The organism is Pseudomonas sp. GZJR-8 (assembly GCF_002916705.1).
Classification (GTDB): domain Bacteria; phylum Pseudomonadota; class Gammaproteobacteria; order Pseudomonadales; family Pseudomonadaceae; genus Aquipseudomonas; species Aquipseudomonas synxantha_A.
In genome coordinates this window covers 138,041-164,561 of sequence record NZ_JXSI01000008.1, presented here as the reverse complement: position 1 = coordinate 164,561, position 26,521 = coordinate 138,041, and the positions used below count along the sequence as shown (strand labels likewise).

At 60.2% G+C, this 26,521-nt stretch carries 25 protein-coding genes; 10 read left to right on the top strand and 15 right to left on the bottom strand.

What is annotated here, in order from left to right; all coding sequences use genetic code 11:
- Nucleotides 1-100 precede the first annotated feature (100 nt).
- The 3 genes from TK42_RS17340 to zwf are packed head-to-tail and all read right to left on the bottom strand — an operon-like array spanning nucleotide 101 to nucleotide 2,950.
- On the bottom strand, nucleotides 101-766 hold the full coding sequence (locus TK42_RS17340) for a bifunctional 4-hydroxy-2-oxoglutarate aldolase/2-dehydro-3-deoxy-phosphogluconate aldolase (protein ID WP_065949399.1): 666 nt from the start codon (nucleotides 764-766) through the stop codon (nucleotides 101-103).
- 17 nt (nucleotides 767-783) lie between these two features.
- Entirely contained in the window at nucleotides 784-1,497 is a 714-nt protein-coding gene (gene pgl / locus TK42_RS17335) for a 6-phosphogluconolactonase (RefSeq protein ID WP_103734749.1), read from the bottom strand.
- Nucleotides 1,484-2,950, bottom strand: coding sequence for a glucose-6-phosphate dehydrogenase (gene zwf / locus TK42_RS17330; RefSeq protein ID WP_103734748.1), 1,467 nt, complete (start codon nucleotides 2,948-2,950; stop codon nucleotides 1,484-1,486). Before zwf ends, pgl begins: the two co-directional genes overlap by 14 nt.
- A 219-nt stretch (nucleotides 2,951-3,169) precedes the next feature.
- Between zwf and TK42_RS17325 the strand changes: the two genes are divergently transcribed.
- Nucleotides 3,170-4,030: a MurR/RpiR family transcriptional regulator gene (locus TK42_RS17325; RefSeq protein ID WP_169856377.1), complete on the top strand. Its 861-nt coding sequence runs from the start codon at nucleotides 3,170-3,172 to the stop codon at nucleotides 4,028-4,030.
- A gap of 121 nt (nucleotides 4,031-4,151) precedes the next feature.
- Here TK42_RS17325 and TK42_RS17320 read toward each other — a convergent pair whose 3' ends face one another.
- The 10 genes from TK42_RS17320 to TK42_RS17275 all read right to left on the bottom strand — a co-directional run bounded on the left by TK42_RS17320 (nucleotide 4,152) and on the right by TK42_RS17275 (nucleotide 15,393).
- The gene (locus tag TK42_RS17320; RefSeq protein WP_005790774.1) at nucleotides 4,152-4,997 is read right to left on the bottom strand and encodes a D-hexose-6-phosphate mutarotase; all 846 of its coding nucleotides are present in this window, start codon (nucleotides 4,995-4,997) and stop codon (nucleotides 4,152-4,154) included.
- Between the two features lie 98 nt (nucleotides 4,998-5,095).
- Nucleotides 5,096-6,445: a carbohydrate porin gene (locus tag TK42_RS17315; RefSeq protein WP_078822158.1), complete on the bottom strand. Its 1,350-nt coding sequence runs from the start codon at nucleotides 6,443-6,445 to the stop codon at nucleotides 5,096-5,098.
- A 137-nt stretch (nucleotides 6,446-6,582) separates the two neighbouring features.
- A complete protein-coding gene (locus tag TK42_RS17310) occupies nucleotides 6,583-7,746 on the bottom strand; it encodes an ABC transporter ATP-binding protein (protein ID WP_103734747.1) in 1,164 nt (387 codons plus the stop codon).
- A 2-nt stretch (nucleotides 7,747-7,748) separates the two neighbouring features.
- Nucleotides 7,749-8,594 carry a carbohydrate ABC transporter permease gene (locus TK42_RS17305; protein ID WP_005790778.1) on the bottom strand — a complete coding sequence of 282 codons (846 nt, stop codon included), beginning with the start codon at nucleotides 8,592-8,594 and terminating at the stop codon, nucleotides 7,749-7,751.
- The gene (locus TK42_RS17300) at nucleotides 8,587-9,495 is read right to left on the bottom strand and encodes a carbohydrate ABC transporter permease (protein ID WP_003193765.1); all 909 of its coding nucleotides are present in this window, start codon (nucleotides 9,493-9,495) and stop codon (nucleotides 8,587-8,589) included. Before TK42_RS17300 ends, TK42_RS17305 begins: the two co-directional genes overlap by 8 nt.
- Nucleotides 9,496-9,661: 166 nt before the next feature.
- On the bottom strand, nucleotides 9,662-10,948 hold the full coding sequence (locus TK42_RS17295; RefSeq protein ID WP_078822160.1) for an ABC transporter substrate-binding protein: 1,287 nt from the start codon (nucleotides 10,946-10,948) through the stop codon (nucleotides 9,662-9,664).
- Nucleotides 10,949-11,052: 104 nt separating this feature from the next.
- Nucleotides 11,053-12,312 (bottom strand): AGE family epimerase/isomerase, encoded by a 1,260-nt coding sequence (locus TK42_RS17290; protein WP_103734746.1) that lies wholly within the window; start codon nucleotides 12,310-12,312, stop codon nucleotides 11,053-11,055.
- A 185-nt stretch (nucleotides 12,313-12,497) separates the two neighbouring features.
- Nucleotides 12,498-13,322 (bottom strand): ATPase, encoded by an 825-nt coding sequence (locus TK42_RS17285; RefSeq protein ID WP_103734745.1) that lies wholly within the window; start codon nucleotides 13,320-13,322, stop codon nucleotides 12,498-12,500.
- Between the two features lie 126 nt (nucleotides 13,323-13,448).
- The gene (locus tag TK42_RS17280; protein WP_032879753.1) at nucleotides 13,449-14,447 is read right to left on the bottom strand and encodes an NAD(P)-dependent oxidoreductase; all 999 of its coding nucleotides are present in this window, start codon (nucleotides 14,445-14,447) and stop codon (nucleotides 13,449-13,451) included.
- A gap of 52 nt (nucleotides 14,448-14,499) precedes the next feature.
- A complete protein-coding gene (locus TK42_RS17275; protein WP_032879751.1) occupies nucleotides 14,500-15,393 on the bottom strand; it encodes a LysR family transcriptional regulator ArgP in 894 nt (297 codons plus the stop codon).
- A 100-nt stretch (nucleotides 15,394-15,493) separates the two neighbouring features.
- Between TK42_RS17275 and TK42_RS17270 the strand changes: the two genes are divergently transcribed.
- From TK42_RS17270 to TK42_RS17245, 6 genes are all read left to right on the top strand, one after another.
- Entirely contained in the window at nucleotides 15,494-16,093 is a 600-nt protein-coding gene (locus tag TK42_RS17270; RefSeq protein WP_103734744.1) for a LysE/ArgO family amino acid transporter, read from the top strand.
- Nucleotides 16,094-16,271: 178 nt separating this feature from the next.
- Nucleotides 16,272-16,868 (top strand): superoxide dismutase, encoded by a 597-nt coding sequence (locus tag TK42_RS17265; protein ID WP_003212997.1) that lies wholly within the window; start codon nucleotides 16,272-16,274, stop codon nucleotides 16,866-16,868.
- 150 nt (nucleotides 16,869-17,018) lie between these two features.
- Nucleotides 17,019-17,228: a hypothetical protein gene (locus tag TK42_RS17260; protein WP_146097885.1), complete on the top strand. Its 210-nt coding sequence runs from the start codon at nucleotides 17,019-17,021 to the stop codon at nucleotides 17,226-17,228.
- A gap of 229 nt (nucleotides 17,229-17,457) precedes the next feature.
- Nucleotides 17,458-19,509 (top strand): bifunctional diguanylate cyclase/phosphodiesterase, encoded by a 2,052-nt coding sequence (locus TK42_RS17255; protein WP_103734743.1) that lies wholly within the window; start codon nucleotides 17,458-17,460, stop codon nucleotides 19,507-19,509.
- Between the two features lie 126 nt (nucleotides 19,510-19,635).
- On the top strand, nucleotides 19,636-20,964 hold the full coding sequence (locus tag TK42_RS17250; RefSeq protein ID WP_032879743.1) for an imelysin family protein: 1,329 nt from the start codon (nucleotides 19,636-19,638) through the stop codon (nucleotides 20,962-20,964).
- Nucleotides 20,965-21,184: 220 nt separating this feature from the next.
- Entirely contained in the window at nucleotides 21,185-22,639 is a 1,455-nt protein-coding gene (locus TK42_RS17245) for a TrkH family potassium uptake protein (protein ID WP_103734742.1), read from the top strand.
- Here TK42_RS17245 and TK42_RS17240 read toward each other — a convergent pair.
- Nucleotides 22,596-23,654 carry an AraC family transcriptional regulator gene (locus tag TK42_RS17240; RefSeq protein ID WP_032879739.1) on the bottom strand — a complete coding sequence of 353 codons (1,059 nt, stop codon included), beginning with the start codon at nucleotides 23,652-23,654 and terminating at the stop codon, nucleotides 22,596-22,598. The two genes, TK42_RS17245 and TK42_RS17240, sit on opposite strands and share 44 nt — an antisense overlap.
- A 161-nt stretch (nucleotides 23,655-23,815) precedes the next feature.
- Between TK42_RS17240 and TK42_RS17235 the strand changes: the two genes are divergently transcribed.
- The 3 genes from TK42_RS17235 (at nucleotide 23,816) to TK42_RS17225 (ending at nucleotide 26,043) form a co-directional block, all read left to right on the top strand.
- On the top strand, nucleotides 23,816-24,127 hold the full coding sequence (locus tag TK42_RS17235) for a DUF962 domain-containing protein (RefSeq protein ID WP_103734741.1): 312 nt from the start codon (nucleotides 23,816-23,818) through the stop codon (nucleotides 24,125-24,127).
- Between the two features lie 433 nt (nucleotides 24,128-24,560).
- Nucleotides 24,561-24,743 carry a hypothetical protein gene (locus TK42_RS17230; RefSeq protein WP_032879737.1) on the top strand — a complete coding sequence of 61 codons (183 nt, stop codon included), beginning with the start codon at nucleotides 24,561-24,563 and terminating at the stop codon, nucleotides 24,741-24,743.
- Between the two features lie 103 nt (nucleotides 24,744-24,846).
- Nucleotides 24,847-26,043 carry an MFS transporter gene (locus TK42_RS17225; protein ID WP_005790807.1) on the top strand — a complete coding sequence of 399 codons (1,197 nt, stop codon included), beginning with the start codon at nucleotides 24,847-24,849 and terminating at the stop codon, nucleotides 26,041-26,043.
- Here TK42_RS17225 and arfB read toward each other — a convergent pair.
- A complete protein-coding gene (gene arfB / locus TK42_RS17220) occupies nucleotides 26,040-26,453 on the bottom strand; it encodes an alternative ribosome rescue aminoacyl-tRNA hydrolase ArfB (protein WP_003193787.1) in 414 nt (137 codons plus the stop codon). The genes TK42_RS17225 and arfB overlap by 4 nt on opposite strands.
- Between the last annotated feature and the right edge of the window lie 68 nt (nucleotides 26,454-26,521).

The following is a 26,521-nucleotide window of genomic DNA, read 5'->3' as shown; positions in this document are numbered from 1 at the left end:
GGTGTTCTTGAGGTTTCTGCAGGCAAAAAAAAGCGGCACACCGACCAAGTGCACCGCAAAAATGCCGTTAAGCACAGCAACAACGATTCTGTAAATCCGCTCAGTCCAGCAGCGCCAGCGCCTCGGCGGTAACTTCCTGGATGCGTGCCCAGTCGCCGTTCCTGACCCACTCAGGATCAAGCATCCAGCTACCGCCCACGCACATCACGTTTTTCAACGCCATGTAGCTTTTGATATTGGCCGGGCCAACGCCGCCGGTCGGGCAGAATTTCACTTCGCCAAACGGGCCGCCCAGCGCCTTGATGGCCGCGACGCCGCCGCTGACTTCGGCCGGGAACAACTTGAAGCGGCGGTAACCCAGGCCGTAGCCTTCCATGATGCCGGAGGCGTTGCTGATGCCCGGCAGCAGCGGGATCGGGCTGTGTACCGAGGCTTCCAGCAGGTCGCGGGTAATGCCAGGGGTGACGATAAATTGCGAGCCCGCCACTTCGGCCGCTTCGAGCATGTGACGATCAAGCACGGTACCGGCACCGGTGCACAGCTCAGGACGTTGCTCACGCAAGACCTGAATGGCCTTGAGGCCGAACTCGGAACGCAGGGTCACTTCCAACGCGGTCAAACCGCCAGCTGCCAGGGCATCGGCCAGCGGCAGGATGTCCTGCTCGCGGGCGATGGTAATCACCGGCAGGATCCGCGCCTTGGCGCAGAGACTGTCGATCAAGGCAACTTTATCCGCCATGGACACGGTCGGTTGAGGGCTTTTCATAGCGGCTGATCCTTGGCTCATGGGCACCAGTAAATCTCGAGAGTAGGTTGCAAAAACGCGCGAATCGGCATGGCAGCAACATCGTCGCTGGCCAGCGCGGCGCTCAAGGTGGTCAATTTCGAACTGCCGGAAATAGACAGCACGGTGTAGTTGGCCGTCGCCAGCAGCGCACGACTCATGGTCAGGCGCTGGTGCGGCACGGTTGGCGCCAGCATCGGCCAGCAACGGCGAGTACCGTCGGCCTTCAGTGCCTCTGCCAGGTTGGGGCTGTTGGGGAACAGCGAGGCGGTGTGGCCGTCATCGCCCATGCCCAGCACCAGCACATCAATGCCGGGCAGTTCGGCCAGCAGCCGATCGGCCTGCTCGGCAGCGTCTTCAAGGTTGGCGGCGGCACTGTACAGGCTGAGGAACCTGGCCGCGGCTGCCGGGCCTTGCAGCAGGTGCTGCTTCAACAGGCCGGCATTGCTGTCGGCGTGTTCGACCGGTACCCAGCGTTCATCGGCCAGGGTGACGGTGACCCTGGACCAGTCCAGCCCCTGCTTGGCCAGGTTCTGGAAAAACGCCACGGGGCTGCGTCCACCGGACACCACCAGCGTCACCTCGCCACGGGCGCTGATGGCAGCGCGCAGTTGTTCGGCCACGTCATGGGCCAGGCCATCGGCCAGCAGCGTGGGCGTACGGTACTCATGGGCAGTAACGCCCTGAGGCAGTTTCAATTCAGATATCGCCATACCACGACCTCCCATCCCGCGTAATCAGTGCAATCGAGCTCATCGGCCCCCAGGACCCCGCCGCATACGGCTTGGGTGCATCACCGGACTTTTTCCAGCCGGCGATCAACTGGTCACACCACTTCCACGCAGCTTCGATTTCATCTTTGCGAACAAACAGGTTCTGATTGCCGCGCATCACTTCCAGCAACAACCGCTCGTAGGCATCCGGGATGCGTGCGCTGCGATAGGTGTCGGAAAAATTCAGTTGCAGTGGCCCGCTGCGCAGTTGCATGCCCTTGTCCAGGCCCTGCTCCTTGGTCATCACGCGCAAGGAAATACCTTCGTCCGGTTGCAGGCGAATGATCAGCTTGTTGCTGATCTGCAGGCGCTGCTCGGGGGCGAAGATGTAGTGGGACGGTTCCTTGAAATGGATGACAATCTGCGACAGCTTTTGCGGCATACGTTTGCCGGTACGCAGGTAGAACGGCACCCCGGCCCAACGCCAGTTGCGAATATCGGCACGCAGGGCGACGAAGGTTTCGGTGTCGCTCTGGGTGTTGGAATTGTCTTCTTCCAGATAACCCGGCACGGCTTTGCCCGCACTGTAGCCGGCAATGTATTGGCCGCGTACCACCTGGGTGGTCAGGCCCTCGGGGCTGATCGGCGCCAGGGCCTTGAGCACCTTGACCTTCTCGTCGCGGATACTGTCGGCGGACAGGTCGGCCGGCGGGTCCATGGCGATCAGGCACAGCAACTGCAGCAGGTGGTTCTGGATCATGTCACGCAGCTGGCCGGCCTTGTCGAAGTAGCCCCAACGGCCTTCGATGCCGACCTGCTCGGCCACGGTGATTTCCACGTGTGAAATGTAGTTCTGGTTCCACTGGGTTTCGAACAAACTGTTGGCGAAACGCAGGGCGATCAGGTTCTGGACGGTTTCTTTGCCCAGATAGTGGTCGATACGGTAGGTGCGGTTTTCCGGGAAAAACTGCGCCACCGCATCGTTGACCTTGCGCGAGGATTCCAGGTCCGAACCGATAGGCTTTTCCAGGACCACGCGGGTGTTTTCCGCCAGGCCCACCTTGGACAGGTTCTCGCAGATAGCCCCGTACACCGCCGCGGGGGTGGCGAAGTAGGCGATCAGGCGTTGTTCGCCGCCGACCTTCTCGGCAAGAGCGACGTAGTCGTCAGCCTTCATGAAGTCGACATGCACGTAGGCCAGGCGCGCAAGGAAGCGCACGGCCACGGCTTCGTCGAGTTCCTTGCCGACGTATTTACGCAATTCTTTTTCGATATGGGCCAGGTGTTGCTGCTCGCTGCCGGCTTCACGGGCCAGGGCCAGGATGCGTGTATCGTCGTGCAGCAGCCCGGCGCCATCGAGTTGATAGAGGGCAGGAAATAACTTGCGCAGCGCCAGATCACCCAAGGCGCCAAACAGGGCAAAGGTGCAGGGTTCTACGGTTATCGAAGGCATGATGTTTGTTCTTTTATCAAGTTAAGCTACAAATACCTTTTTTCAAGGCATCACTCAAGGAAAAATGTAGTAATAACCACAACATTTTCCGGAAATACGCATTGCGAGTGGTGGTGTTCAGCTACCCTCAGTAGGATAGGCCACCGCGAAAAGCCAGTCGTCGATTGGTTGCCGCCCTTTATTTGCATCGTCGCCCGAAGGAAAGACTGAATGGACCGCGTGCGAAATCTTCTGGAACAGATCCGGAACCGCCTCGAAGAATTAAACAAGGCCGAGCGCAAAGTCGCTGAAGTCATCCTGCTCAACCCGCAGCAGGCTACACGCTTCTCGATCGCCGCCCTCGCCCAGGCCGCCTCGGTCAGCGAACCGACGGTCAACCGCTTCTGCCGTTCGTTCGGCGTCAGCGGTTACCCTGAACTTAAATTGCAGCTGGCGCAAAGCCTGGCCAGTGGCGCCGCGTATGTCAGCCGTGCCGTGGAGGCCGATGATAACCCCGAGGCCTACACCCAGAAGATCTTTGGCAGCGCCATCGCGTCCCTGGACAGCGCTTGCCAGGCCCTGGACCCGGCGCTGATCAGCAAGGCCGTGGATTTGTTGATCCAGGCGCGCCAGATTCACTTCTTCGGCCTGGGCGCCTCGGCGCCGGTGGCCATGGATGCGCTGCACAAATTTTTCCGCTTCAACCTGGCAGTGACCGCTCATGCGGACGTGCTGATGCAGCGCATGATCGCTTCGGTAGCGCATACCGGCGAGCTGTTCGTGATCATTTCCTACACCGGACGCACACGCGAACTGGTGGAAGTGGCGCGTATCGCCAGGGAAAACGGTGCGTCAGTGTTGGGCGTGACCGCCGAAAACTCGCCGCTTGCCAAGGCCAGTACAGTAAGCCTGAACATCCCGTTGCCGGAAGACACCGATATCTACATGCCGATGACTTCTCGGATCATCCAATTGACCGTGCTGGATGTGCTGGCGACCGGCATGACGTTGCGTCGCGGGGTGGATTTCCAGCCGCATTTGCGCAAGATCAAAGAGAGTTTGAATGACAGCCGGTATCCGGTGGGGGATGAGTTCAACTAAGCCTGGACCTGTGTTGGCTGCACTGGCCTCATCGGGAGCAAGCCCCCTCCCACAGTTTGATGTGTGAATACCTTCAAATGTGGGAGCTGGCTTGCCTGCGATAGCGCCATCAGCCACACCGCTAAGCTCCAGCCCGAGCCTGCAGACTCAAATGCGCCCTCTCCCCCGGCGCCAGGCTCGCACCGGCCATCGCCGACTCCACGCACACAAACCCCGACGCCTCGTTAAAGCTCACGCCCAACAGCGGTCGGCTACCTGGATGCCACACCACCGTGTCGGCGCTGTCGCCGGTGTCGATGCACAGCTCACGCTGCCAGGCGTGGTCCTTGAGCTGTAGTTCGCCCTCATGCTGGAACACCCGCTGGCAACCGCCATCGACCCGCAGTTCACCTTCCTGCTGGCAGACCTGACGGTTGAGCTGATCATAACCTTGCGCGCCGTCGAGCCCAGACAGCGCTACCTCGTCAACGTGACCAATACGCCAGTAAGCGTGCAAAGCATGGCTCAACTGGCACGGCAACTCGTCCTGGTGCTCGGTGCTCAGGCGCAGTTCCAGGGTTTCGCCCAAGTGCGCGTGCAAGTCCACCTGCCAGTCGCACAATTGCAATTGCCAGTGCAGGCGCACGCCATCGTCATCGGTGCTGCTGTCGAGCAGCTTCCAGTCAATCAGGCGCGCCCAGCCATGGGACGGCCACGCGTTTTCGCTGGGGTGACGGCCATACCACGGCCAGCACACCGGTACGCCACCACGGATAGCCCCGACTTGCGGCCATTTGGCGGCACACCACAGCCACGGCTTCTGGCCCGTCGGTTGAAAGTGCAGCAATTGCGCACCCTGGCGACTGAACACCGCCTGGCACAGGGGGTGGTCGATCACCAACACATCGCGCATCTGAAAGCGCTCCCAGGCGAACACCGGTCGCTCGCGCAGGGATTTGAAAAAGCGTTGCAGCGGTTGCTCATGCATGTGCACAGGTTCCGAATATCACAGTGCAAGCCAAAAAAAAGCGGATAGCCATGGCTACCCGCAAATGCGCACAGAGAGAGGAGCTTATCGCAACAGCGTTAGAAGGTAGACTGAATTTTCAGGCCGGCGACCAAGGCGTTGTCGACTTGATCCACACCACCTGGGTGGGTGATGTATTGCAGGTTAGGGCGTACGGTCAGCCAATTGGTGACATGGAAGCCGTAGTTGATTTCGTAGTTGTATTCGGTACCTTGCAGCGGCATGTAACCGGCCTGGCTGTAGTCAGTAAAACCACCTGCCGCGTTACGCAGCTCTGCGGTTTTCTTCACGTCATCGTTGACATGGATACGGGCAAAACCGATGCCGATGTCATCCTTTGGACGCGCATCGAACGGGCCCTTGTACACAAACATCAGCGACTGATAGTTGTCGATGAAGTTGGTGTCCTTGTCGTGGAAGGTGACGTTAGCCGCAACGTTCAGACCACGGGAGGCATCACCATTGTGAGTGGTGAGTTGCTGTTGCACCACGCCCCAGTAGCCGCTTTTGCTGTTGCGAACGCGCAGGGCATCGCCAGTGGCGCCAGCGTCGCCGCCGTTGACGTCTTCGCGCACATCATCAGCGTCAGCCGTGCTCTTGTAGTAACCCACGCGGTACTCGCCCGGCAGGCCATTGACCTTCGGCGACCACACCAATTCAACTGGCAACACGGTGCCCTTGGTACCGCTGCCGCTGAGCTTGAAGCCGTTGCCCATTTCGGTTTGCGATGGGTTCTGGTTGTACGCGCCAATTTGCGCATACAGTTCAGGCGTGATGTGGTATTTCACACGCAGAGCGGCCTGGCTGACGGGCCAGTTGTACCAGATGTTGGTGGCCCAGTTACCCACTTGGGAACCGCAGAACGCCAGGTTCTGGAACTCGCAGGGGAAGGTGTTGAAGTCTTCGCCTTCACCGAAGTAACCGGCTTTGACGTCCAGCTTGCCGTCGAGGAACTGGTGCTGGATCCACAGTTGGGTCAGACGCACCATGTGGCCACGGCCATACACTTCCTGCGATGAACTCAAGGTGCCAGCACGCGGGTCACCAACACGGTCGTTGGAGATGTTCTCGCCATTACGATTGGTCAACTGGATCTTGGCCTGGGTGTTATCCCAGCCCCACAGTTTTTGCAGGTCCAGTGCCACGCCAAGACCAAACTGGTCAGAGTAGCGACCGGTCTTGTCGTCGTTATAACCGCCGTGGGCGTTGTAGCCCATCTCCCCAACGTAGTCGGCCTTGATGTCGATACCTTGCTCGATCAGCTTGGTACGCTCGCCGCCCCAATCGCCGGTCATCCACTTGGAATCGGCACTGAAGGCTTCATCCGCCATCGCATTGGCGGACAAAACCAGGGCTGCTACCGCTGACAGCTGGCAGATCAGCCGGGTGTTGTTGTGTTGCTTTTTCATCCCTACATCCTCGTCTTTATTGTTATTAAACTGTTTTTATCTAACGCGGGTTACATTTTTTAATTAAAACAACTGGTTATCTTCTTTTTCCTGTGGGAGCCGGGCTTGCCCGCGATGCAGGCGCCTCAGTCCTGCAGTTACAACGCGGTGACACCATCGCGGGCAAGCCCGGCTCCCACAGATGCCCCCAGTGAGCCAGCAGTCCCCAATCGCTCACCGGTCTTGGCGTCAAACAGCAACACCTTGGCCGGGTCGAATTGCAGCGTCAGTGTCTCACCCACCTGCGGCGCGACGTCCGGCGCCAAACGGCAGCAGACCTTGGTGTCGTTGAGCTGCACAAACACCAGCGTGTCCGGGCCGGTCGGCTCGGTCACCTGCACTTCGGCACGAATACTCGACGAGCCATTGCCCTCGCCCGCCGCCAACACGATCTGCTCCGGGCGCAGGCCGAGGATCACATCGCGGTCTTCAAGCCCGGCGTCATTCATGCTCAGCGGCAACTCGCAACGGGCCTGGCCGCTGTCCAGCAGCGCGACCAGGCGACCGTCCTTGCGTTGCAGGCGCAAAGGCACGAAGTTCATCGGTGGTGAACCGATAAAGCTTGCCACAAACAGGTTGGCCGGGTCGTTATAGATTTCTTTCGGCGTGCCGAATTGTTGGATGATGCCGTCCTTCATCACCGCCACCTTGTCGCCCAGGGTCATCGCTTCGATCTGGTCGTGGGTGACGTAGACGGTGGTGGTTTTCAGACGCTGGTGCATCAGCTTCATTTCGGTGCGCATCTCGACGCGCAATTTGGCGTCGAGGTTGGACAGCGGTTCGTCGAACAGGTAGATCTTCGGCCGGCGCGCCAGCGCTCGGCCCATGGCCACACGCTGCTGCTGGCCACCGGACAGTTGGCCCGGCTTGCGGTTGAGCAGGTGTTCGATCTGCAGCAGCTTGGCCACGCGTGCGACTTCGGCGTCGATGTCGGCTTGCGGCATCTTGCGGATCTTCAGGCCGAATTCGATGTTCTCGCGCACGCTCATGGTCGGGTACAGCGCATAGGACTGGAACACCATGGCGATGTCGCGATCCTTGGGGCTCATGCCGCTCACGTCTTGATCACCGATCATGATCGCGCCGCCGGTAATGGTCTCAAGCCCGGCGATGCAGTTCATCAGCGTGGACTTGCCGCACCCCGAAGGGCCGACCAGGATCAGGAATTCGCCTTCCTTGATCGACAGTTCGATGTTCTTCAAGGTGTCGGGCAGGCCGGCGCCGTAGGTTTTGTTTACATTGCGAAGTTCAAGCGTAGCCATGATTACCCCTTGACCGCGCCGGCCGTGAGGCCGCGCACGAAATACTTGCCTGCGATCACATAGACCAGCAGGGTCGGCAGCCCGGCGATCATCGCCGCCGCCATATCCACGTTATATTCCTTGGCCCCGGTGCTGGTGTTGACCAGGTTGTTCAGCGCCACCGTGATGGGCTGCGAGTCGCCGCTGGAGAACACCACGCCGAACAGGAAGTCGTTCCAGATCTGTGTGAACTGCCAGATCAGGCAGACCATGATGATCGGCGTCGACATCGGCAGAATGATCTGCCGGAAGATGGTGAAGAAACCCGCACCGTCCAGGCGTGCCGCCTTGATCAGCGCATCCGGGATGCTTACGTAGTAGTTACGGAAAAACAGCGTGGTGAACGCCAGGCCGTAGACCACGTGGATAAACACCAGGCCGGTGGTGGTGCTGGCCAGGCCCATCTTGCCGAGGGTGAACGACGCGGGCAGCAGCACGGTCTGGAACGGCAGGAAGCAGCCGAACAGCAACAATCCAAAGAACAGTTGCGAGCCTCGGAAACGCCAGAACGACAACACATAGCCATTCAAGGCCCCGATGGCGGTGGAAATCAGCACGGCTGGAACGGTGATCTTGATCGAGTTCCAGAAGTAACCATCCACAGTGGCCCAGGCCTTGACCCAGCCGATGCCACTGACCACGGTCGGCCAGCTCAGCAGGTTGCCGCTGCTGATGTCTTCGGGAGTCTTGAAGCTGGTGAGCAGCATCACCACCAGCGGCACCAGGTACAGCAGCACGGCGAGGATCAGCACCGCATAGATCGCGATACGACTCAGGCTGATGGCAGGTTTGGAGGCGAGACTAGTCATTACGTTTGGTCCTCAGCTCGGAGTAGAGGTACGGCACGATGATCGCGAGGATCGCACCGAGCATCAGGATTGCACTGGCCGAGCCCATGCCCATCTGGCCACGGCTGAAGGTGAACGAGTACATGAACATCGCCGGCAGATCGGACGAATAGCCCGGGCCACCCGCGGTCATCGCCGCCACCAGGTCGAAGCTCTTGATCGCAATGTGCGCCAGGATCATCACTGCACTGAAGAACACCGGACGCAGGCTTGGCAGCACCACGCTCCAATAGATGCGCGGCAGGCTGGCACCGTCGATCTGGGCGGCGCGGATGATCGATTGATCAACCCCACGCAGGCCAGCCAGGAACATCGCCATGATAAAGCCCGAGGCTTGCCACACAGCGGCGATCACCAGGCAGTAGACCACGCGGTCGGGGTCGATCAGCCAGTCGAGACGGAAGCCTTCCCAGCCCCAATCCCGCAGAAGTTTGTCCAGGCCCATGCCCGGGTTGAGCAGCCATTTCCAGGCGGTACCGGTGACGATCATCGAAAGCGCCATCGGGTACAGGTAAATGGTGCGGATAAAGCCTTCGCGGCGGATTTTCTGGTCGAGGAAAATCGCCAGCAGCACACCGATCACCAGGGTGATGCCGATGAACATGCCGCCGAATACGGCCAGGTTCTTGCTCGCCACCCACCAGCGGTCGTTGTCGAACAGCCGCTGATACTGCGCCAGGCCCGCCCATTTGTAGCTGGGCAGGAACGTGGAAGTGGTGAACGACAGCACGAACGTCCACAGGATGTAGCCGTAAAAGCCTACCAGCACGATGAACATGCTCGGCGCCAGCACCAGTTTGGGTAGCCAGCGTTGCAGCACATCGAACGGCGAGGCCTTGCTGAACACAGCAACAGAACTCATGGGAAAATCCACTACAGGGAAAAAGGACTACAAGGTGAGTCTCTTGTCGAACGCGGTTTGTGTGGGAGCTGGCTCGCCTGCGATGGCATCACCTCGGTGTCACCGGTACACCGAGTTGTCTGCATCGCGGGCAAGCCCGGCTCCCACAAAAATCCGCTACCAAGTGTTACTTGGCCGACTTGATCGCAGCACCCAGCTTCTTGGCGGTGTCGGCCGGGTCGGCTTTCGGGTCGTTGATGTAGTTGGTCACTACGTCAAAGAACGCACCTTGCACCGCCAGGGTAGTGGCCATGTTGTGCGCCATGCTTGGCTGCAGGCCGCCCGTCTTGGCGTCGGTCAGGAAGTCCTTGGCGGCGGTCTGGGCGCAGGAGTCGAAGCCGTAGGAATCCATCTTGGTCAGCATGTCGTTACGCACAGGGATCGAGCCCTTGTTGATGCTGAACACTTTCTGGAAGTTTTCACCCAGCACGACTTTGGCGATGTCCTGCTGACCTGCGGCAGTGCCTTTGTCTTTCTGCTTGAACACCGCCAGGGAGTCGATGTTGTAGGTGAAGGCTTTGTCGGTGCCAGGGAACGCTACGCACTCGTAGTCCTTGCCAGCGACTTTCTTGGCGGCAGTCCACTCGGACTTGGCCCAGTCACCCATGATCTGCATACCGGCCTTGCCGTTGATGACCTTGCCGGCTTCGAGGTTCCAGTCCTGGCCTTTGCCGTCCACGTCCATGTAGGTCGCGACTTTCTTCAGCTCAGTGAGGGACTTGACCATTTGCGGACCGGTCAGGGCGTCGTTATCCAGGTCGACCAGGGCTTTCTTGTAGCCATCAGCACCCATGACCGAGAGCACTACCGCTTCGAAAACGGTGCTGTCCTGCCAAGGCTGGCCGCCGTGGGCAAGCGCAATGAAGCCTGCAGCTTTGAGCTTGTCGCCGGCTGCGTAGAATTCTTCGAGGGTGGTTGGGTTCTTGGTGATACCGGCTTTCTTGAAGACTTCCGGGTTGATCCACAGCCAGTTCACACGGTGGATATTCACCGGTACGGCCACGTAGTCACCGTCGTACTTCACGGTGTCGGAGACTTTCTTGTCGAGCAGGGAATCCCACTTTTCTTCTTTGGCGACGTCTTTGAGCACGTCGGTGTCGAGCAGGCCAGTGGACGCCCATTCCTGGATGTCGGGGCCTTTGATCTGGGCTACGCCCGGTGGGTTGCCGGCAACTGCACGGCTTTTCAGCACGGTCATGGCCGTGGCGCCACCGCCACCTGCAACGGCACCGTCTTTCCAGGTGAAGCCGTCTTTCTCAACTTGGGCCTTCAGGACATCCACAGCTGCTTTTTCACCGCCGGAGGTCCACCAATGCACCACTTCCACCGTACCTTTGGAGTCGGCGGCAAATGCACTGAGGGGAAACAACGAGGCAATGGAAATAGCAACGGCGAGGCGATTAATCGCGTTCATCTGAGTACCTTTTCTTGTTGTTATGCATGCAAGTCTAGAGCTTGCGCTGCACGGAGTTTAAACAGGGATTTTCCAGGCGCAGGTAACAAAGGGACGCACAAATGTCACCACTTGGTGACATAACGTCCGCTGCCCAATGCACTGGCCAGGCTGGGTGCCAAGGGTAACGCAGGCAGCACGACCGCTTGCCAGGCATGGTACAGATCAGGTTTGCCGCCCCAGATTTTGCTGCTGGGTTGGTTATGCGGGCTGAGTTCGTGGTGCCAACTGCCATGAAACCGGTCGATGAAGTGGGTTTCGCAAAACTCCCAGATGCGTCGGTACCAGATCTCGTAGTGCAGTTCACCCGTACGTTTGAGCAGTGCCTGAGCAGCGGCGCTGGCTTCTGCGTGGGTCCAGTGCAAGCGCTCGCGTACAACCGGGCGCCGACTCCAATCCAACGTGTAGACAATGCCCGGTGCACCATCCACGGCCCAGGCATATTCACAGGCGCTGGCAAACAGCCCTTTGGCGTCGTCAACCAACCAAGCCGGCGTATCCAGCCCGGCCTGCAGGCGCGCAGCTTCCAGGTGCAGTAGCAGCCGCGCCCATTCGAAACCGTGCCCGGGGGTGATGCCGTAGGGGCGAAACCCATCAGCGGGGTTATCTTCGTTGTAGCCCAGTAGAGGTTTCCACTGCGCATCAAAGTGCTCGATCACCATGAACTGGTTGCTGGCGGCGTGGGTGTGGATCACCCGCTCGACGATGCGCAGCGCACGGTCCAGCCAACGGCTGTCAGCGGTGACATCGGCCAGGGCCAGGAAGGCTTCGGTGGCGTGCATGTTGCTGTTGGCGCCGCGATAGCCTTCGACACCACTCCAGTCCCGGGCGAAAGATTCAAGCATGACGCCCTCCTCCTCGCTCCAGAAGAACTGGTCGATGATATGGATGGCGTCGTTCAACAAGGTTTGCGCACCCGGCGCGCCAGCCACCACCGCAGAGCTGGCGGCCAGGGCCACGAATGCATGCAGGTACGCTGCTTTGCCGGTGTTGCCATCCAGGGCTTGGGGCGCGGCGCACCAGCCACCGTGCTCACTGTCGCGCAGCGGGCCGCTGAGAGCCGTCACGCCATGCGCCACCAGCTCGGCATAACCGGGCAGCCCCATCGCATGGGCCATGGCGAAGCTGTGGGTCATACGGGCGGTGTTCATGGTTTCGGCGCGGGCATCGGCGGGCAACTGGCCTTTATCGTCGAGGTTGCCGAACCCGTCCGGCAGGCGCGATGCCTTGGCGAACGCCAACAGGCGCTGGCCTTCAGCGGCGAGCCAGGCGTGGTGGGCAGGTGCGTTCAGCCAACTGCTGGCAGGCAGTGGATGGGTGGTCATGGGTGGCCCTTATTGTTTTTTGTGGGATGACCGGAGTCTAAACAAGGGCGCGGTAGGGGCAAGTAACGAAGGGGAGAAGAAATGTCACTATCTGGTGACAATCAATCTCCAAGTGAAAATCCAAAATGTGGGAGGGGGCTTGCTCCCTCCTACATTTAGATCTCATTCAAAGGCCATAACTTCGTTCATTGACCCAGCGGTGTGGCCGCAGCAGGCGCATTGAGGCGCTGGTTCAGATTCTGCACCTGGCTCTGCAAGGTGGTGATATTGCGCGTGGTCTGGATGCGGAACACATCAAACTCCTTGTTGGTCGGCGCATCGACGTTGGCAGGCTGGTTTTCCTGGGCACTCTTGAGTACCAGAAAATCCTGCTCAAGACGGGCGATGGCGGCGCCTGGATTGCCCTGCTTCTTCAAGGCTGCCACATCAGTGGACAAGTCCTTGATCTCACCTTGGGCCGCCTTGAGGCTGGCGACAGCGTCGGTCAGGGCCTGCACCTGGCCTTGCAGCTTGGCATTGGCAGCCGTCAGTTCGGTGGTACTGGCGCTCATCTGGGCCAGGCGACTGTCCAGCTCGGTGGCTTGGCCGGCGACGCCCAACTGTTGCTTGCCCTGCTCCTGCAACTGGGCTTGCAACTGCTTGATCTGCAATTTCAGCGCCTCGCTGCCGTTGTTCACGCTGGCTTCGCTGGCCACGACCTTGCCGGAAATATCCTGCAGGCGCCCCGCCGCTTCCTCGCTGATGCGGGCGAAGCTTTCCTGGGTGGCGACCAGTTGCTGGCCCATCAGGGAAATCTGCTGGAAGCTCCACCAGGCCAGGCCGGCGAAAGCAATCAGCAATGCGCCTACCAACGCCCACAACGGGCCGGTGCTGGCACTTTTAACTTTGACCACTGGTGTGGTTCGCGAGCGCACCGAAGTGGCGGCAGTCGGCACGAAATCATCGTCGTCCCCGAGGTCTGCCCGCAGGCTGGGCACGTTGTCGAAGTCGTCTTTTGCATCGTTACGCATGAATCTACCTTGAATCAATGAGGTGGCTGCTCAGAGGCCGAGCGGCGCAAGTATAAACCGTGCCCCAGACGCATAGGTCGACACGGTCCGGCGAATTCGGTTCCCGATGTGTTGCTGGTTATGAACTTACTTGAGGCCCGGATCCTGGGCTTTCCACCAACTGCAGAACTCATCGAGCGCGGCCCACAGGGTGACCTTGGGGTCGTAGTCCAGATAATGCCTGGCACGGCTGATGTCGAGGGTGAAATCTTTGTTCATCACCTGCATGCCCAAACGCGATAACGAAGGCTCCGGCCGCCCCGGCCACATCGCACAGAACGCCTCATTCAAGGCCGCCACGCTGTAGGACAAACCGTAAGACCGATAACGGGTCACTTGGGGCAGCTCCATTTGCCGCATCACATAATTGACCACATCCCATATAGGCACCGGTGCGCCGTTACTGATGTTGTACGCCTTGCCCAGCGCCGAGCCGGGTGCGAGCAGGCTGCTGAGCAGCGCTTCATTGAGGTTGTGCACGCTGGTGAAGTCGACCTTGTTCAGGCCGTCGCCGACAATGGCCAGGCGGTTCTTGCGCTGCATCTTCAACAGCCGCGGGAAGATGCTCATGTCGCCGGCACCGGTGACAAAACGCGGGCGCAACGCCAACACCTCAAGACCGAACTCCTGGGCACCGAAGACCTTCTGCTCGGCCAGGTATTTGGTGGCGGCATAAGGATGCTTGAAACGTTTGGGCACCTGCTCTTCGGTGATGCCTGAATGGTCGCGGCCGTCGAAGTAGATCGACGGCGACGACAGGTGCACCAGGCGCCCCACGCGCTGCTTGAGGCAGGCTTCGACCACATTTTCAGTCACCAGCACATTGCCTTGGTGAAAGTCCTGATACTTGCCCCACAACCCGACGGCGCCGGCGCAATGCACCACGGCTTCAACGTCGCGGCACAGGTCACGCACCAGGTCGGCATCATTCAAGTCACCCTGGATAAACTCGGCACCGCGCCGAACCAGGTGTTCGACACCCTCGGCGCGTCGCCCGTTGACCCGCACATCCAGGCCCTGTTCAAGGGCAAAACGCGCAAAGCGCCCGCCGATGAAGCCGCTTGCGCCGGTGACCAGAATTTTCATGTAGTACTCCGTGTTCTTTCGTTTTTCATCGCTGTGGCCTTGACGCCCGCCATCACTTCAACGGCACCAACCAGTGGCCACAAACCTGGGCCAGATGGTCGGTCAACAAGCCCAACAGTTGCCCGCCACTGCGCCAATGATGCCAGTACAGCGGCACATCGATGGGCTTATCTGGCAATAACTCCACCAATACGCCGGTTTCCATCTGGTCGCGCACCTGTAACTCGGGCACCAGGCCCCACCCAAGACCGGCTTCCGTCAGGCGAATAAAACCTTCGGACGACGGGCATAGATGGTGCTCAAAACCTCCGTTCACCCCGAGGGAAGCCAGGTAACGGTGTTGCAGGAAATCATCCGGGCCGAACACCAGCGCCGGCGTGCGCGCCAATTGATCGGCGCGCACGCCCGCCGGGAAATGCCGGGCAATAAACGCCGGGCTGGCCAGCGCCCGATAACGCATGGCGCCCAGTAACAGGCTGCGAGCACCGGCCACCGGGCGCTCGCTGGCACAGATACAGGCCGCAACCTCACCGGCGCGCATACGCTTGAGGCCCACAGTCTGGTCTTCGACCACCAGATCCAGCAGCAAGTGCTGTTCGGCGCAGAAGTCGCTGATGGCCTCGGCCCACCATGTGGCCAGGCTGTCGGCATTCAGGGCGATGCGCAAGCGCTCGGGCATACCCTCCTCGTCCAGCGCCGGCACCTGGCTTTGCAGGTCACGCTCCAGCAAACGCACCTGTTGCACATGGTTGAGCAGGCGTCGGCCGATGTCGGTCGGGGTTGGGGGCGAGGCCCGTACCAGCACCGGCTGCCCGATACGCGCCTCCAGCAGCTTGATGCGCTGGGAGATCGCCGACTGCGACAGCCCCAGCACCTGGGCACCGCGCTCGAAGCCGGCTTGTTCCACCACCGCCGCCAGGGCGGAAAGCAACTTATAGTCGAACATCAGTTTTCCTAATGAGCGATCAGCAATATTGGTTTTTCTTATACAGGTCCGACCCGCACCATAGCCAGCATCGTTTAAGCATCAACAAGGATCCTTCAGTATGTGGCAGAGCTATATGAACGGCTTGCTGGTGGCCCTCGGGCTGATCATGGCAATCGGCACCCAGAACGCGTTCGTCCTCGCGCAAAGCCTGCGCCGCGAGCATCACTTGCCCGTCGCGGCATTGTGCGTGATCTGCGATGCGCTGCTGGTGGCCGCCGGGGTGTTCGGCCTGGCCACCGTGCTGGCCCAGAGCCCGATACTGCTTGCGGTGGCACGCTGGGGCGGCGCAGCGTTCCTGCTGTGGTATGGCGCATGTGCGCTGCGCCGGGCCTGTTCGAAACAGAGCCTGGATCAGGATGCCAGTCTCAAGACCCGCTCATTGCGCGCGGTCCTGTTGAGCGCGCTGGCGGTGACCCTGCTAAATCCCCATGTGTACCTGGACACCGTGCTGCTGATCGGTTCCCTGGGCGCGCAACAAACGCAGCCGGGGGCTTACGTGGCCGGTGCCGCCAGCGCTTCGTTCCTGTGGTTCACCACCCTGGCACTCGGCGCGGCGTGGCTGGCACCCTGGCTGGCACGCCCGGCCACCTGGCGCCTGCTGGACTTGCTGGTGGCAGTGATGATGTTCTCGGTGGCCTACCAGTTGATCAGCGCCTGACCAATAGTTGAAAACGCGCTGGAACCTCTATCCCACACAGTTGTTGCGTGGTTATGCCGCACCCCCGGTGCTATGATCGGACCCCTGCGCCGCAAAGAGTACAAACTCCCCGGCGCATGTTTGGCCGCCCGTGATCGGCCTTGCGCTCACCGCAACTGACCTGATTAGGAGAATCATCATGGCTTTCGAATTGCCGCCGCTGCCCTACGCACACGATGCCCTGCAGCCGCACATCTCCAAGGAAACCTTGGAATACCACCACGACAAGCACCACAACACCTATGTCGTGAACCTGAACAACCTGGTGCCTGGCACCGAGTTCGAAGGCAAGACCCTGGAAGAAATCGTCAAGTCTTCCTCGGGCGGCATCTTCAACAACGCCGCTCAGGTCTGGAACCACACCTTCTACTGGAACTGCCTGGCGCCAAACGCCGGCGGCCAACCAACCGGCGCACTGGCTGAGGCCATCAATGCGGCGTTCGGTTCGTTCGACAAGTTCAAGGAAGAGTTCACCAAGACGTCCGTCGGCACCTTCGGTTCCGGTTGGGGCTGGCTGGTGAAAAAGGCTGACGGTTCCCTGGCCCTGGCCAGCACCATCGGCGCCGGCAACCCGCTGACCAGCGGCGACACCCCGCTGCTGACCTGCGACGTATGGGAACACGCCTACTACATCGACTACCGCAACGTGCGTCCAAAGTATGTGGAAGCGTTCTGGAACCTGGTCAACTGGAAGTTCGTGGCTGAGCAGTTCGAAGGCAAGACCTTCACTGCCTAAGCAGCGCGTTCAGTAAAAAGAGCCCGGCGATTGCCGGGCTTTTTTGTGCTCGCCAGGCAGACCGCCCAGAAATAGCGGAACTCAACAGTAACAATTCACCACACAAACGCCAGGAGGAATAAACCTCCTAAACCAATGTGGAGAATGACGATGGATCCTATTTCGATGGCAGCAGGGGTTATGGGTGCAATCCCAATGGTGGCGGGTATTGCTGATAAAGGGATGGATCTGGCAAACGGCGCAATGGGCGCGGGACACAAAGTCCTGGACATGGCAAACAAAGTCCTGGACATGGTCGGTGAAGGCGCCAGGATCGGTGGGGAACAGCCAAAGCCTCAGGGTCAGATCAATTTTTCTTAAATCGTCACCCACTCGAAGGCGGATCTCCTCCGCCTTCTCTCCTGCCGAGCGTGCAGCCCCTAGCCTTTCCTGTTTACGACAAGCCCGAATATCCGCGGGCGCCCACCTGCGTTTATCCAGCTCAAACCTCAATTGAGCTCAGCCCCCAATGTCCCTTTGACTGCCATCCTCAGATTGCCAATACTCATGGCATATTGACGGCCACCCGCATGAGACAAGGAATGCCCCTTTGAAGCTGGAACTCAAAAACAGCTTGTCGGTGAAGTTGCTACGGGTTGTGCTGCTGTCGGCCTTGATCGTCGGCGTGGCGTTGAGCGTGGCGCAGATTGTTTTTGATGCCTACAAGACGCGCCAGGCTGTGGCTGGCGATGCGCAACGTATCCTCGACATGTTTCGCGACCCCTCGACCCAGGCCGTCTACAGCCTGGACCGCGAGATGGGTATGCAAGTGATCGAAGGGTTGTTCCAGGACGACGCCGTGCGCATGGCCTCCATCGGTCATCCCAACGAGACCATGCTGGCGGAAAAAAGCCGCGCGTTACAGCAATCCCCCAGCCGCTGGTTGACCGACCTGATTCTGGGCCAGGAACGCTCCTTTACCACCGCATTGGTCGGCAAAGGCCCCTACAGCGAATATTACGGCGACCTCAGTATCACCCTGGATACCGCCACCTATGGCAGAGGTTTTCTGGTCAGCTCGGTCATCATCTTTATCGCGGGCGTATTGCGCGCCCTGGCCATGGGGCTGGTGCTGTACCTGGTGTATCACTGGATGCTGACCAAACCGCTGTCACGGATTATCCAGCACCTGACATCGATCAACCCGGACCGCCCCAGCGCACACAAGATCCCTCAGCTCAAGGGCCACGAACGCAACGAACTGGGGCAGTGGATAAACACCGCCAACCAGTTGCTCGAGTCCATCGAGCGCAATACCCACCTGCGCCACGAGGCCGAATCCAGCCTGTTGCGCATGGCCCAATATGACTTCCTGACCGGCCTGCCCAACCGCCAGAAGCTGCAGGAACAGCTGGACAAGATCCTCACTGACGCCGGCCGCAGGCAGCGCCGGGTGGCGGTCTTGTGCGTTGGGCTGGATGATTTCAAGAGCGTCAACGAACAATTCACCTACCAGGCCGGCGACAAACTGCTACTGGCCCTGGCCGATCGCCTGCGCGCCCACAGCGGACGCCTCGGCACGCTTGCCCGCTTGGGAGGCGACCAGTTCGCCCTGGTGCAGGCCGATATCGACCAGCCTTACGAAGCCGCCGAACTGGCGCAAAGCATTTTGGATGACCTGGAGGCGGAGTTCGCACTTGAGCATGACCTGATCAGGCTGCGTGCCACCATCGGCATCACGCTGTTCCCTGAAGATGGCGACAGCACCGAGAAGTTGCTGCAAAAAGCCGAGCAGACCATGACCCTGGCCAAGAGCCGCTCGCGCAACCGCTATCAGTTCTACATCGCCAGCGTCGACAGCGAAATGCGCCGGCGCCGCGAATTGGAAAAGGACCTGCGCGATGCGCTGAGCCGCGACCAGTTCCACCTGGTGTACCAGCCGCAAATCAGCTACCGCGACCATCGCGTAGTCGGCGTAGAGGCCCTGTTGCGCTGGCAACACCCGGAACACGGCCTGGTACCGCCGGATCTGTTTATTCCGCTGGCGGAACAGAACGGCACCATCATCCCGATCGGCGAATGGGTGCTGGACCAGGCGTGCCAGCAACTGCGCGAATGGCACGATCAGGGCTTCACCACGCTGCGCATCGCCGTCAACCTGTCCACCGTGCAACTGCACCACACCGAGTTGCCGCGGGTGGTCAACAACCTGATGCAGATCTATCGCTTGCCGCCCCGCAGCCTGGAACTGGAAGTGACCGAGACCGGCCTGATGGAAGACATCAGCACCGCCGCCCAGCACCTGCTGAGCCTGCGTCGCTCCGGGGCGCTGATCGCCATTGATGACTTCGGCACCGGTTATTCATCCCTGAGCTACCTGAAAAGCTTGCCGCTGGACAAGATCAAGATCGACAAAAGCTTCGTCCAGGACCTGCAGGATGATGACGATGACGCAACGATCGTGCGCGCCATTATCCAACTGGGCAAAAGCCTGGGTATGCAGGTGATTGCCGAAGGCGTGGAGACCGCCGAACAAGAGGCGTACATCATCTCCGAAGGCTGCCATGAGGGTCAGGGTTATCACTACAGCAAACCGCTGCAGGCGCGGGAGCTGGCGGCTTATTTGAAGCAGTCCGAGCGTAATAACGCGGTGAGTCTGTGAATTAACCAACCAATACCAAATATTTCCCGCGTATAAGCCTTTACACAAAATGCAAATCTTTCGCATTATGTCGCAGCTTTTGCGCTCCCCGCGCGCCCTATTCACACTCGAAGCAGGATGTTCGCCATGATTCGTATGCCCCTGGCCACCGCCAGTCTGCTGGCCATTGCCATTTCTCTCGCCGGTTGTGGCGAAGGTAAAGACAAGGCCGCCGCGCCTCAAGCACCCGCCGCCGCCAGCACAACCGCACCGGCTGCCGGCCAGGTCGACGAAGCAGCCGCCAAGGCGGTTGTCGCGCACTACGCAGACATGGTGTTTGCGGTATACAGCGATGCCGAATCCACCGCAAAAACCCTGCAGACAGCGGTCGACACCTTCCTCGCCAACCCGAACGACGAAACCCTGAAAGCGGCCCGTACCGCCTGGATCGCCGCGCGCGTCCCGTACCTGCAAAGTGAAGTGTTCCGCTTCGGCAACACCATCATCGACGACTGGGAAGGCCAAGTGAACGCCTGGCCCCTGGACGAAGGCTTGATCGACTACGTCGACAAGTCCTACGAGCACGCCCTGGGTAACCCGGGCGCCAACGCCAACATCATTGCCAACAGCGAGATCCAGGTCGGCGAAGACAAGATCGACGTCAAGGAAATCACCCCGGAAAAACTCGCCAGCCTCAATGAGCTGGGCGGTTCCGAGGCGAACGTTGCCACCGGCTACCACGCCATCGAATTCCTGCTCTGGGGCCAGGACCTCAACGGCACCGGCCCAGGCGCGGGCAACCGTCCGGCCTCGGACTACCTGACGGGTGACGGTGCCACCGGCGGTCACAATGAGCGTCGCCGCACTTACCTGCGCGCAGTGACTCAACTGCTGGTCAGCGACCTGGAAGAAATGGTCGGCAACTGGAAACCCAACGTCGAAGACAACTACCGCGCCACCCTGGAGTCGGATCCGGCTACCGACGGCCTGCGTAAAATGCTGTTCGGCATGGGCAGCCTGTCTTTGGGCGAGCTGGCCGGCGAGCGCATGAAGGTGTCCCTGGAAGCCAATTCGCCGGAAGACGAACATGATTGCTTCAGCGATAACACCCACAACTCGCAGTTCTACGACGCCAAGGGCATCCGCAACGTTTATCTGGGTGAATACACCCGCGTTGACGGCACCAAGCTGACCGGCGCCAGCCTGTCGTCCCTGGTGGCCAAGGCCGATCCGGCTGCCGATGCCGCCCTCAAGGCGGACCTGGCGGCAACCGAAGCGAAGATCCAGGTCATGGTCGACCGCGCCAACGCCGGCGAGCACTACGACCAGTTGATCGCCGCAGGCAACGACAAGGGCAACCAGATCGTACGCGACGCGATTGCCGCCCTGGTCAAGCAGACCGGTTCGATCGAGGCCGCTGCCGGCAAGCTGGGCATCGGTGACCTGAACCCGGACAGCGCTGATCACGAGTTCTGATCCCTGCGGTACTGAAAAAGGCGACCTTGTGGGAGGGGCGGTGCGACGGTTCGACTTGCTCCCGATAGCGGTGGATCAGCAGATACATTCTGCGCTGATCAGCTGCTATCGGGAGCAAGTCCCTCCCACATTTTGCTCCGGGTAACCTCAAGCACTCTGGTTTACATGCCCAGCACCGTCGGTAGAATGGCGCCTCTGCCCAATCACCCGAGCGAACTTCATGGCGTTGCCGACCCTACGTATCATCGGTTTCATCATCGGCATCTTCCTGATCACCCTTGCCGTCGCCATGGTCATCCCGATGGCCACCCTGGTGATCTTCGAACGCACCAGCGACCTGCCCTCATTCCTGTGGGCCAGCCTGATCACCTTTATCGCCGGGTTGGCCCTGGTCATCCCCGGTCGCCCGGAGCATGTGCACTTGCGCCCCCGGGACATGTACCTGCTGACCGTCAGCAGTTGGGTGGTGGTGTGCATCTTCGCCGCCCTGCCCTTTTTGCTGACCCAGCACATCAGCTACACCGACTCGTTCTTTGAAAGCATGTCCGGCATCACCGCCACCGGCTCCACCGTGCTGAGCGGCCTGGACAACATGTCGCCGGGCATCCTGATGTGGCGTTCGCTGCTGCACTGGCTCGGCGGTATCGGCTTTATCGGCATGGCGGTGGCGATCCTGCCGCTGCTGCGTATTGGTGGTATGCGCCTGTTCCAGACCGAATCCTCGGACCGCTCGGAAAAGGTCATGCCCCGCTCGCACATGGTGGCGCGGCTGATCGTGGCCGCGTATGTGGGCATCACAATCCTCGGCAGCCTGGCATTCTGGTGGGCCGGAATGGGTTTGTTCGATGCGATCAACCACGCAATGTCGGCGATTTCCACCGGCGGGTTCTCCACCTCGGATGAGTCCCTCGCGCACTGGAAACAACCGGCCGTGCACTGGGTCGCGGTGGTGGTGATGATCCTCGGCAGCTTGCCGTTCGCCCTGTATGTGGCCACGTTGCGCGGCAACCGTCGAGCGCTGATCAAGGACCAGCAGGTGCAAGGCTTGCTCGGCCTATTGCTCGTGACCTGGCTGGTGCTCGGCACCTGGTACTGGTGGACCACCGACCTGCATTGGCTCGATGCCTTGCGCCATGTGGCGCTGAATGTGACTTCGGTAATGACGACCACCGGATTTGCACTGGGGGACTACAGCCTGTGGGGCAACTTCTCACTGATGCTGTTCTTTTACCTGGGCTTTATCGGCGGCTGCTCGGGCTCCACGGCCGGCGGCATCAAGATCTTCCGTTTCCAGGTCGCCTATATCCTGCTCAAGGCCAACTTGAACCAGTTGATCCACCCACGTGCGGTGATCAAGCAAAAGTACAACGGTCATCGCCTCGACGAAGAAATTGTGCGGTCGATCCTGACCTTTTCATTTTTCTTTGCCATTACCATCTGCACCATCGCCCTGGCCTTGTCACTGCTGGGCGTGGACTGGATGACCGCGCTGACCGGTGCCGCCAGCACCGTGTCCGGCGTCGGCCCGGGCCTGGGTGAAACCATCGGCCCGGCCGGCAACTTCGCCACCCTGCCGGATGCAGCCAAGTGGATTCTGTCGCTGGGTATGCTGCTGGGTCGACTGGAGATCATTACCGTGTTTGTGCTGTGTATTCCGGCATTTTGGCGCCACTGACCGACGACATTTCCTGCAGCCGTGCCCGGTACTCGCCGGGCGTGGCATTGAACCAGCGGCGAAACGCGCGGAAGAAGTTGCTCGGGTCGGCGAACCCCAGCAGGTAGGCAATTTCCAGCAAGGTCATGTTTGGCTGCGCCAGGTATTGCTCGGCCAGCTCGCGGCGGGTGTCATCGAGCAAGGCCTGGAAACTGGTGCCCTCCTCCTGCAAACGTCTTTGCAAGGTACGTTGGGACAGATGCAGTGTCTGGGCCACCGCTTCGCGCTTGGGCTCCCCCTGGGGCAGCAGGCGGCACAACACCTGTCGCGCGTTGTGGGTGACGCGACTTTCAGAGAAACGCGCCAGGTATTCACCGGCAAAACGATCATGCAATAGCGCCATGGCCTCGTTGGCCGTGGGCAGCGGTGCATCCATGTCGGCTTGCTCGAAGATCAGCGCGTCATAGGGCGCATTGAATTGCAGCGGCGCATGGAAGGCCTGTTTGTACGGCGCCAGGTCCGCTGGTTGATCGCCTTGCAGCAGCACTTTGCGCGGTTGCAGGGTGCGCCCGGTAAGCCAGCCGCACAGCGCCAGCGCACTGGCCAGCGAGGCTTCGGCGCTTTGCCGGGTCGGCGGAAGATGATCGCCATGCACTGTCAGAATCAACGCATAGCCTTCGGGTAAGAGTCGGAAGCTCAAGTCGGCGCTTTCGGCGATGATGCGCTGGTAGCGCACCAATCGCATAAAGCCTTCAGCCAGAGTGTTGCTGGACATCAGTGCATAACCGGCAACATGGAACGAGGCCGGCCGCACCACCTTGCCCATGTTCAAGCCAATCGCCGGGTTGCCTGACACCTCCACCGCCCGCTGCCACAGGCGGGTCATGGAATCCTGGGGAAAACGCGCGTCCGGGTCACTGAGGGCGGCATAGTCCAGGCCCAGTTGCTTGAACAACGCACGGCAATCCAGGCCGTCCATTTCCAACGCCTTGACTATCCCCATCGCCCAGCTTGCAGAAGTTGTTCGTTCGCTCATGGCGTCTTCTTATTGAAAGCAGGCTCAAACGGCAGCCAGGAAGCCAAGGATACTAAAGTGGCATCTATTGTCACTGGCTGATACCACTGATCACTCTAGACTCAAATAAGCTCCCCGCCGAACACCTGTTGGGCGGCACAACAACCAGAGGGCCGGCCACCGTGGAAAACACCAGGAAATTCAACAGCTTTTCCGAGTTTTACCCGTACTACCTGAGCGAACATGGCAACAGCACCTGCCGGCGCTTGCATTTCATCGGCACCACCCTGGTGATCGGTATCCTCGCGTACGCCATAGGCCGGGGGTCACTGCTCCTGTTGCTGGCCTTGCCAATCGCTGGCTACACCTTTGCCTGGATTGGCCACTTCTTTTTCGAAAAGAACCGTCCGGCGACCTTTCAGCACCCGTTCTATAGCTTGCTGGGGGATTTCGTGATGTACCGCGACATGATCCTGGGCAAGGTACCGTTCTAGGGGGCGTTCTCAATTAGTTTCCCCGTCGCGCCGGGCGACAACGCGGCGGGGAAACTAATTGAGAATGCCCCTAGGTGTGACCTCATGTCACTTGCGTCGCAAGTATGAAAAATTGTGCATCCGCCGAGATAAAAGTCTTTTTGTCATTTACGGTGCTGTATCCTGCCAAGGCTTTTTGAGAGCGCGCAATCACCTGCGATTGAAAACAGACCTTGCGAGGAGCGACGACGATGCACGAGATACCTAATCTCCCCTTCCCAAGCCTGCACCCAACCGAGCAGCCAACACCGCAGCAGGCCAGCAACAAGCAGCCTGCGACCAAAGAAGCAAAACCAGTCGACAGCAAACGCCAAGACTGACGCCGTACCAGACCGTGTGGAAAGCGCACCTTTGAGCGCTTTCCACACTGCCTGAATCATTCGAGACGCTCATCATGACCACAACCCTTCCCGATACGCCGGATGCCGCCGTGCTCGACGCTGCCTTGCAGATGGTCGAAGTCTGGAACCGCCTCAGTGCAGACAAGCAAGCCGCACTGCTCAAGCGCTTCGGCACCCAGGAAAATGCCCTGGCAGCCCTGGTGACGACTCAATTGCTGGCTCCCGCCCAAGCCTGATGCATCTTTGATCCGAGGTTTTACATTTTTGCCGCCCTGCCCGGCCTGCGCGCCGGTATCATTAGCAGCCTATCTTTACCTGCTGCGACAGTGGACCTCTCCCATGCCAGATACCCAGCGACCCATGGCCGTCACGCTGCAAGTCGTTTCCATCGTGCTGTTTACCTTTATCGGCTACCTGAATATCGGCATCCCCCTGGCTGTATTGCCGGGCTATGTGCATAGCCAATTGGGCTATGGCGCCGTGATCGCCGGGCTGGTCATCAGCGTGCAATACCTGGCGACCCTGTTGAGCCGCCCCTATGCCGGCAAGATTATCGACAACCTGGGCAGCAAGCGCGCCGTGCTGATTGGCCTGGTGGGCTGCGGTTCAAGTGGCGTGTTCATGTTGCTGGCGGCGTGGTTTTCCAGCCTGCCGGCAGTGAGCCTGGGCAGTCTGTTGATCGGTCGACTGGTGCTGGGCAGCGCCGAAAGCCTGGTGGGTTCAGGCGCGATCGGCTGGGGCATCGGCCGCGTTGGCGCGGCGAACACCGCCAAAGTCATCTCCTGGAACGGTATCGCCAGCTACGGCGCGCTGGCGGTCGGCGCACCATTGGGGGTGCTGTTGGTCAGCCGGTTCGGGCTGTGGAGCATGGGCGTGAGCATCATTCTGCTCGCCGTGCTGGGCGTGTTGTTGGCCTGGAAAAAACAAGCCGCGCCGATTGTACCCGGCGTACGTCTGCCGTTCATGAATGTGCTGGGCCGCGTGTTGCCACACGGTTGCGCGCTGGCGCTGGGCTCCATCGGCTTTGGCACCATCGCCACCTTTATCACCCTGTATTACACCACCCAGCACTGGGATAACGCGGTGTGGGCCTTGAGCCTGTTCGGCGCCAGTTTTATCGGCGCACGCTTGCTGTTTGGCAATTTGATCAACCGCATTGGCGGCTTTCGCGTCGCGATTGCCTGCCTGTCGGTGGAAGTCCTCGGCCTGCTGTTGCTGTGGCTGGCGCCGGATGCCCAACTGGCGCTGGCTGGCGCGGCGTTGAGCGGCTTCGGCTTTTCCCTGGTATTTCCGGCGCTGGGCGTGGAGGCGGTCAACCTGGTGCCCGCCTCCAGCCGTGGCTCGGCGGTAGGCGCCTATTCGCTGTTTATCGACTTGTCCCTGGGCATCACCGGGCCACTGGCGGGCGCCGTGGCAGCAGGTTTCGGCTTTGCATCGATCTTCCTGTTCGCCGCCCTCGCCGCCGCCGCCGGTTTGCTGCTGAGTCTGTACCTGTACCGCCAGGCACCCAAGGCCCGGGAAACGCGCGACGCCTAGAAGTCGACCTTGCCTCGCCCGGCCTTGATGCTGCCGCGCTTGGTCTTGGACTCCAGGCGGCGCTTCTTGGACCCCAGGGTGGGCTTGGTCGGACGGCGCTTTTTCTCGACCTTGGTGGCGCTCTGGATCAACTCCACCAGGCGCTCCAACGCATCGGCACGATTCTGCTCCTGGGTACGGTATTGCTGGGCCTTGAGCACCAGCACACCTTCGCTGGTAATACGACTGTCGCGCAGCGCCAGCAAGCGTTCCTTGTAGAACTCCGGTAACGAAGACGCCGGAATATCAAACCGCAGGTGCACCGCACTCGACACTTTATTGACGTTCTGCCCACCGGCACCCTGGGCGCGGATCGCGGTCAGCTCGATCTCGGCATCGGGCAACTGTACGTTGTTGGAAATCACCAGCATGAGTAACACGGTCCTCCGGAAGAAGCCCTAGGATACGCGAATGCACCTTGGCCATCCCCTCAAACAAC

Bases quoted from the DNA above. Each gene is read 5' to 3' on its own strand.
- TK42_RS17340 (WP_065949399.1), bottom strand. From the start codon at position 766: ATGAAAAGCCCTCAACCGACCGTGTCCATGGCGGATAAAGTTGCCTTG.
- pgl (WP_103734749.1), bottom strand. From the start codon at position 1,497: ATGGCGATATCTGAATTGAAACTGCCTCAGGGCGTTACTGCCCATGAG.
- zwf (WP_103734748.1), bottom strand. From the start codon at position 2,950: ATGCCTTCGATAACCGTAGAACCCTGCACCTTTGCCCTGTTTGGCGCC.
- TK42_RS17320 (WP_005790774.1), bottom strand. From the start codon at position 4,997: ATGCATGAGCAACCGCTGCAACGCTTTTTCAAATCCCTGCGCGAGCGA.
- TK42_RS17315 (WP_078822158.1), bottom strand. From the start codon at position 6,445: ATGAAAAAGCAACACAACAACACCCGGCTGATCTGCCAGCTGTCAGCG.
- TK42_RS17310 (WP_103734747.1), bottom strand. From the start codon at position 7,746: ATGGCTACGCTTGAACTTCGCAATGTAAACAAAACCTACGGCGCCGGC.
- TK42_RS17305 (WP_005790778.1), bottom strand. From the start codon at position 8,594: ATGACTAGTCTCGCCTCCAAACCTGCCATCAGCCTGAGTCGTATCGCG.
- TK42_RS17300 (WP_003193765.1), bottom strand. From the start codon at position 9,495: ATGAGTTCTGTTGCTGTGTTCAGCAAGGCCTCGCCGTTCGATGTGCTG.
- TK42_RS17295 (WP_078822160.1), bottom strand. From the start codon at position 10,948: ATGAACGCGATTAATCGCCTCGCCGTTGCTATTTCCATTGCCTCGTTG.
- TK42_RS17290 (WP_103734746.1), bottom strand. From the start codon at position 12,312: ATGACCACCCATCCACTGCCTGCCAGCAGTTGGCTGAACGCACCTGCC.
- TK42_RS17285 (WP_103734745.1), bottom strand. From the start codon at position 13,322: ATGCGTAACGATGCAAAAGACGACTTCGACAACGTGCCCAGCCTGCGG.
- TK42_RS17280 (WP_032879753.1), bottom strand. From the start codon at position 14,447: ATGAAAATTCTGGTCACCGGCGCAAGCGGCTTCATCGGCGGGCGCTTT.
- TK42_RS17275 (WP_032879751.1), bottom strand. From the start codon at position 15,393: ATGTTCGACTATAAGTTGCTTTCCGCCCTGGCGGCGGTGGTGGAACAA.
- TK42_RS17270 (WP_103734744.1), top strand. From the start codon at position 15,494: ATGTGGCAGAGCTATATGAACGGCTTGCTGGTGGCCCTCGGGCTGATC.
- TK42_RS17265 (WP_003212997.1), top strand. From the start codon at position 16,272: ATGGCTTTCGAATTGCCGCCGCTGCCCTACGCACACGATGCCCTGCAG.
- TK42_RS17260 (WP_146097885.1), top strand. From the start codon at position 17,019: ATGGATCCTATTTCGATGGCAGCAGGGGTTATGGGTGCAATCCCAATG.
- TK42_RS17250 (WP_032879743.1), top strand. From the start codon at position 19,636: ATGATTCGTATGCCCCTGGCCACCGCCAGTCTGCTGGCCATTGCCATT.
- TK42_RS17245 (WP_103734742.1), top strand. From the start codon at position 21,185: ATGGCGTTGCCGACCCTACGTATCATCGGTTTCATCATCGGCATCTTC.
- TK42_RS17240 (WP_032879739.1), bottom strand. From the start codon at position 23,654: ATGAGCGAACGAACAACTTCTGCAAGCTGGGCGATGGGGATAGTCAAG.
- TK42_RS17230 (WP_032879737.1), top strand. From the start codon at position 24,561: ATGACCACAACCCTTCCCGATACGCCGGATGCCGCCGTGCTCGACGCT.
- TK42_RS17225 (WP_005790807.1), top strand. From the start codon at position 24,847: ATGCCAGATACCCAGCGACCCATGGCCGTCACGCTGCAAGTCGTTTCC.
- arfB (WP_003193787.1), bottom strand. From the start codon at position 26,453: ATGCTGGTGATTTCCAACAACGTACAGTTGCCCGATGCCGAGATCGAG.